7 protein-coding genes are annotated in these 6,947 nt (G+C 36.5%); all 7 read left to right on the forward strand.

What is annotated here, in order from left to right; translation table 11 throughout:
- Nucleotides 1-75 precede the first annotated feature (75 nt).
- Nucleotides 76-2,217 carry a hypothetical protein gene (locus BY457_RS18080; protein ID WP_106154738.1) on the forward strand — a complete coding sequence of 714 codons (2,142 nt, stop codon included), beginning with the start codon at nt 76-78 and terminating at the stop codon, nt 2,215-2,217.
- Nucleotides 2,218-2,408: 191 nt separating this feature from the next.
- The gene (locus tag BY457_RS19385; RefSeq protein ID WP_106154745.1) at nt 2,409-2,597 is read left to right on the forward strand and encodes an HNH endonuclease signature motif containing protein; all 189 of its coding nucleotides are present in this window, start codon (nt 2,409-2,411) and stop codon (nt 2,595-2,597) included.
- A 27-nt stretch (nt 2,598-2,624) separates the two neighbouring features.
- Nucleotides 2,625-3,440: an ABC-three component system protein gene (locus BY457_RS18090; protein WP_106154739.1), complete on the forward strand. Its 816-nt coding sequence runs from the start codon at nt 2,625-2,627 to the stop codon at nt 3,438-3,440.
- Entirely contained in the window at nt 3,437-3,667 is a 231-nt protein-coding gene (locus BY457_RS18095; protein WP_106154740.1) for an ABC-three component system middle component 6, read from the forward strand. Before BY457_RS18090 ends, BY457_RS18095 begins: the two co-directional genes overlap by 4 nt.
- Complete coding sequence (locus BY457_RS18100) at nt 3,658-5,361, forward strand: DUF2326 domain-containing protein (RefSeq protein ID WP_106154741.1); 1,704 nt, start codon at nt 3,658-3,660, stop codon at nt 5,359-5,361. The genes BY457_RS18095 and BY457_RS18100 overlap by 10 nt, the downstream gene beginning before the upstream one ends.
- 199 nt (nt 5,362-5,560) lie before the next feature.
- On the forward strand, nt 5,561-6,067 hold the full coding sequence (locus BY457_RS18105) for a cupin domain-containing protein (protein WP_106154742.1): 507 nt from the start codon (nt 5,561-5,563) through the stop codon (nt 6,065-6,067).
- Nucleotides 6,068-6,456: 389 nt separating this feature from the next.
- Nucleotides 6,457-6,947, forward strand: a 491-nt coding sequence (locus BY457_RS18110) for a Crp/Fnr family transcriptional regulator (RefSeq protein WP_106154743.1), incomplete at its 3' end; no start/stop codon positions are given.

Below are 6,947 nucleotides of genomic sequence, written 5' to 3' on the forward strand. Positions count from 1 at the left end.
TCCTTTTGTTAAACTTAACTGGCTGTCTGAAAAGAGATTTGTCAGGTTGAAGTACCAAAATTTACTAAGTGAAATATGAAAAAACTAACCATTAAGCTTGAAAATTGCTACGGTATAGCAAAACTTGAAAAAGAATTTGACTTCAGTGACAGAAACACCAAGGTCATTTATGCGCCAAATGGTTGTATGAAAACATCATTAGCCAAGACATTCCAAGCTGTTTCCAGAAAGAGAAAACCACAGGATGAACTTTTTCCGGATAGAATAAGTAAATCCTCTATCCAATATGATGGAGCTGACATTCAACCTGAGCAGATTTTAGTTGTTGATTCATATTCGGACAGCTATTCTTCAAAAGAAAAAATGGCCACATTACTGGTAAATCCAGAATTAAAAAGTCAATATCAGGAGATCCTGGAGAATATAGAAAATAAAAAAAATGAAGTATTCAAAGACATTAAGCGTATATCTGGTTCGAGTAATGCCGAAAAAGAAATTAGCTTAATTTTTGAAGGGAAAAATATTTTTGAGAAGTTAAGCTCAATCTCTCCTCAAATAAATGAAACTGAATATAATGAACTGAGTTATAAATATGGCGATGTCATAAATGATAAAGTTTATGATTTCCTGAAGAGTAACTCTGGATTAATAGAAGAATACCTTGATAAATATACGGAGTTAATTGATAGTTCAACATTTTTTAAGAAAGGTGTTTTTGGTACCGATAATGCCATTGGAGTAAATAAATCACTAGCGGATAACCGTTTTTTTGAGGCCAACCATAAAGTAGTATTAGAGGATGAAACTATTATTGCCGACAAGGATGGACTTAATGAGCTGGTAAAGAGGGAAAAAGATAGGATATTGTCAGATGAGGATTTGGCCAAAAAATTTGATAAAATCGATAATGCCATTACAAAAAATGTGCAACTAAAAACATTGAAAGGAGTATTAGAAAGTGAACCTGAATTGATCTCCGAACTTTCCGATTTAGATGGGTTTAAAAAGAAACTGTGGATAAATTATTTTGGGGGTATAAAAGAAAGTTTTAATACCTTAATTGCTTTATATGCTGAGTCCCAAGATACAATTCGTTCGATCGTTGATCAGGCAAATGCAGAAAAAACTGAATGGGAAAAGGTTGTTGATCTATACAATAATAGGTTTAATGTTCCTTTCAAACTTGAAGTTTTAAATCAAGATGATGTAATTCTTAAAGATAAAGTATCTCCTAATATTGGTTTTTCCTATTCCGATGGACGTGGAGAGAGAAGTATTGATGAGACGGATGTAAAGAAGTCTTTGAGCACAGGGGAAAAACGTGCCTTATACTTGTTGAATGTTATTTTTGAGATAGAAGCGAGGAAGAAGGATGAAAATGATTGTATCTTAATCCTTGATGATATTGCTGATTCGTTTGATTATAAGAATAAGTATGCCATAATTGAATACCTAAAGGATATTTCTGAAGATTCTAAGTTCAAAGTGCTGCTATTGACCCATAATTTTGATTTTTACCGGACAGTGGCCTCCAGACTTCCAAGTATTAATTACGCTGATTGCTTTATGACGATTCGAAGTGATGCCGAGGTTAAACTAGTAAAAGGACAATACCTTCGTAATGTTTTTGAATCCTGGGTTAAGGAAATAGAAAAAAAGGAGCGAATATTTCTGGCTTCCATTCCGTTCGCCAGAAACATTATTGAGTATATCAAAGGAAATCAAGATTCCCATTATCTTAAATTAACTAATTTGCTCCACGTTAAGTCTGATACAAAAGCTTTACAGGTGAGTGATATAATTGAAACGTACAAAACAATTTGGGCCGATAAAGAATATCACATACCCGAAAAGCCGGTTTATGATATGATTCTTGATGAAACATCAAGGATTCTTGCTGAAACATCTGAGAGGGTTCAACTTGAAACTAAAGTAATTCTATCTATGGCAATACGTTTAAAAGCAGAAGAATTTATGATTGAAAAAATAGATTCTAAAGAAGAGGTTTCTCTGATATCAAATTATCAAACGACAGAATTAATGCGTCTATATAAAGACAAATTTTCTGAAGAAACCGAGAATATTAAACTAATGGAACAAGTGAATTTAATGACCGCTGAAAACATACATATCAATGCTTTTATGTACGAACCCATATTAGATTTATCAGATCATTATTTAAAGGATTTATTTCGCAAAGTTTCAAGTTTGAATTAGTTAGAAAAATGGAGTAGTATTTTTTTGTCCCAATATCATCATAAAATTTTTTGTCTATGCCACGTTCAAGAAACACAGACAGACAAGGTCAATCTTTCACAGAAGAAACCCAAAGAGTCGTTTGGAATAGAGCAGAAATTGTTCCAAGTCACAATCCAGATGTATAGCGTAAGGATCGTTGTGGTGCCTGGATAAAGTGGGAGAAGTCTGGAGACACTACCGAAAATGGGAATGGCTGGGAAATTGACCACATCAAGCCCGTTTCTGAAGGAGGCAATGATGATCTTTCAAATCTTCAGCCATTGCAATGGCAAAACAACCGTGCCAAAGGGGATGATTATCCAGCCGTGAATTATTGTTTGGTAAAGGCGAGTAAATAGAATACATTTTTCATATTTTTGCTTACAATGGGATCAAAAGCAAGAGATTATACAAGATCAACCATCAGGTTGCTGGATACGCTTTCCGGAAATGAATGTGCAGCACCTGACTGTGCGCGGTCATTGATTGCACGGGATGGAGAAACCATCGTCAGCAAAATTTGCCACATTGAAGCTGCCAGTGAAAACGGGCCCCGGTATAATCCGGATATGAACGATGATGAACGGCGTCATTATAATAACCTGATTTTGTTGTGCGACGAATGCCATAGTATTATTGACAACAAGAACAACGAAGATCAATATTCTGTGGAATTGCTAAAGCAATGGAAGGAGTTTCATGAATCGCGGCAGAAATTGAGTATTCTTGCTAATAATCCCAGGCTGCTTAACCAGGCTATCAACGGAATCGCCGAACTGGAGCTGGATGAGGACTTGCAGGGGGATGATGGTCTGGAGATCTTTGGAATTACTCAGAAAATTGAATATAACGGGATAAAAAGGAATAAATCCTTAATTGACGAGTATGCCGTTTATTATCCCAAGATTAATGTTTTGTATGGAGAACTGGAGGAGCAAGGCTCTTTTAAAAAGATAAGACTTCTCAGGAATATAAAACTCATTTACACCAGAGTAAAGGGCAGGTACCTTGAGGGTGAGAAGGATGAAATGGATATTATTAGGGAGAATGCGGACAATATTATAGAAGAGGTCGAAAATGAGCTTCTTAATATGGTTGATGAGCAGCATTCGCTACGGGATGATGTGGCATTTGCTATTCCAATAATAATGGTAGATGCTTTTATGAGATGTAAAATTCTTGAAGAACCAAGGGGCTTATGATTTTAGGACGTGACATTAACCCCCAAAACAATGTTTATCATTTAGGGGCCCAAATTATTGAGGTATTAAAAAGTTCGAACCAGGAATTTTTTGATTTCCTTGATGTGTATGACCGTTTGAATGCTCGTGAAAAAGTTTCCTTCAATCTTTTTGCATTATCTCTTGACTGGCTCTTTCTGCTGGGAATTGTTGACAACCAAAACGGAAAACTGGTAAAATGTTTTTAAAGAAACTGATTATAGAAAACAGCGGTGTTGTAATCCGGGATATTTCCTTTCAAAAGGGGATCAATCTGATTATCGACGAAACCCGCACAGAAGACCGGAAGGAGTCAGGCAATAATGTGGGGAAAACAACCGTATTACGACTTATTGACTATTGCCTGGGAAGTAAAGGGAAAAATATATATGAAGATGCTGAATTTAAAGACCGGGCCAATAATCATGAGGTTGAAGAGTTCCTCAAGAAAAACAATGTTGTTGTAACTCTTATACTTAAAGAAGATCCTGAGGTTTTGATGTCTAAAGAAATTACTATTCGACGTAATTTTCTGCCAAGAGGAGAAAAGATCCAGGAAATAAATGGTGAGCCCATAGGCGATTTGAAAGAGTTTAATCGAGAGTTGACCAGACAAATATTTAAAACCACTATTGAAAGACCTACATTCAGACAGATTATAGCTAAAAATATCCGGGATGAGAAATACCGGCTTGAGAATGTATTGAAGGTTTTGCATTCAACAACTAAGCGAGAAGAATACGAAGCTTTGTATTTGTTTTGGTTGGGCATCCCGATTGATAATCATGCAAGGAAGCAGGAGTTGTTGACGAAGATAAGTATTGAAAAGAACCTTCAAAAAAGATTGCGTAAGGAAAATAACTATGCCCGCACCGAGCAAGCGTTAATTGTTGTGGAAAGGGATATTCATAATTTGGAGACGCAAAAAGAGAGCTTTAATCTCAATGAGGAATACGAAAACTACCTTGAAGAGCTGAATCAATCAAAAGGAGAAATAAACCGACTCTCAACGCTGCTTGGTCAGCTTGAATTGAGAAGGGAAATGATTATTGAAAGTAAAGAGGAGTTGGAGAAAGAGGTTGCAGACATTAATGTTAATCAAATAAGGTCTCTTTACGAGGAAGCCAGCGCACTGATTCCGAATATTCAGAAGTCTTTTGAAGATACTTTAAAGTTTCATAACGAAATGATTACTGAAAAGTTAAAGTATATTTTGGCCGAGCTGCCAGATGTTGAAACGGAAATAAAAAAGGGAAGGAACAGGTTGAGAGATTTACGCCAAAAGGAACGTGAGTTTACCAATATTTTGCAAAAAAAAGGAGCCCTTGACGAATTGCAGGCTATAATAGGGAAATTAAACGCCCTGTACGAAAATAAAGGACACCTGGAAGAGCAACAAAAGATGTGGGAAAGCTCTAACCGGAAATTAGAAACACTACAGAGGGAATTGGAACAGATCAATGAGGGGATCAATGCACGGGAAGCGTTAATAAAAGACCGCATTACTCATTTCAATAAGTATTTTTCTGAAATATCGGGGAAGCTTTACGGAGAACAATTTTTATTGGTTGCTAATGAAAATGAACGAGGGTATGGGCTTTCTGTGGAAACAGTTTCCGGAAATCCAGGCACCGGCAAGAAAAAAGGACAAATTGCGGCCTTTGATCTTGCGTATATTTTATTCGCAGATGATTTAGAACTCGAGCAACTCCATTTTATCCTGCATGATCAGATTGAAAATGTTCATGATAATCAGATATCAGGATTACTAACAGAAATTGTTGAGCGGGTGAACTGTCAATATGTATTGCCTGTATTGCGGGAAAAATTGCCTGAAGATATACCGGTGGAAGATTATACCATATTAACGCTTTCACAATCGGATAAGTTGTTTAGGATATAGGGGTGGGGGGAAAACGCTTGTTTTCCTGAGGCAAAGCAATATTTTTTAATTGTTGCCATGGTTGTTGTCGCCAATTTTGTCAATATTTGCGACAAAAATATGTTTTGAAAGGCTGTTAAGTGTCTGATAAGCTGTTGATGGTGTTTTGCATGGTTCTGCGATGGGAAGGCTACAATTGTTAACTGATTAATATCAAGATATGGCAACGATTTTAAAAGCAGACCAAAGAGACTTTCAAGAAAGTCCAAATAAGATTGATCATTACAGGGTTTTCACAGATTTATCAAGAAGTAAAATGGGTGTAAATCCTGAAAACCTGAACTTTGATTTAAGGCAATTAAATCCAGACGAATTTTCAGCCCCCTACCATTTTCATCGATATGCAGAGGAACTTTTTATGATACTTTCAGGCTCCGCAACATTGAGAACTCCAGATGGATTGGAAATCGTTAATGTTGGTGATTTGATGTTTTTTGAGAAAGGGGAAACGGGAGCACACCAACTATATAATCACACGGAAGAGTCCTGTGTGTATTTGGACATACGGACTTATATTGGTTATGATATTGCTGAATATCCGGACTCTGATAAAATTCTTATTGCCCCATCGTTCGAGATTTTTAATAAGAATTCTCAAGCAGGTTATTTCGATGGAGAAAAGAGTGTTAAAGATATATGGAAACAAATTGAGAATAAAAGTAAATAACGCCTGTTGATAACAGAGCTTTGATAACTTCAAACCTGGCATCCCTGGCATTTTGAGAGTTTCGGATCATTCACAAGCTAATAAAGTCCCAGCGGATTTGAATGACGCGGTTGGGTCTGTTTAAAAGGGATCATTCGCCTGTGAATAGTGCCGGAAATATACATTAGATTGGGAAACATTTTCAAGCGAAAGATGAGAAACAGAAGGAGATGATGATGAAGTTGATTGAGAAGGGGTGTGACTGAGTGAGCGAAAAAATTAAAATGATGGAATAATTTATGTGAGTGCGATATTGGGGGAGACCTAAAGCGGTAAGTGATTTTAGAGGGGTGTTGAACAAAGGATAAATCACTTATATTGAGCCTGCAGTCCTAAAACGCCATTACAAAATGAAACAGAAAAATGTGAAATCGACCAGTTGGGAGATATTCAGTCCCTATTTCAAACAAATTGAGGTTCCTGCTAAAACCCTCCTCTTGCAGGAAGGAAAAGTATCCAAAACAATGTACTTTATTGAACAAGGTTGTTTGCGAACCTGGATAAACAATGACGGAAAAGAAATAACAACTCAATTTTTCTTTGAAGGTCAGATTGTTTCTTCTATTGAAAGTTTCAGGACAAATCAACCGAGTTTATACAGTATTGAAAGCCTGGAACCTTGTATTTTACAGACGGTCTCACAAAACGAATTTCAAGATGCTATTGAAAACTTACCTGAATTAAGAAAGGCGCTGGAAGAACACTTGTTCCAGCGCCTTCTTCAGGGACAAAAGCTTTTTTTGTCTGTATCCACCCCAGCAAAACCTTATTCCTGGAGTAATTTTTTATCAATAAATTGCGGCAAAAGTTCTTTGAAATTTTCGGCAGGTGTGATGTGGAT

The organism is Marinilabilia salmonicolor (assembly GCF_003003035.1).
GTDB classification, from domain to species: Bacteria; Bacteroidota; Bacteroidia; order Bacteroidales; family Marinilabiliaceae; genus Marinilabilia; species Marinilabilia salmonicolor_A.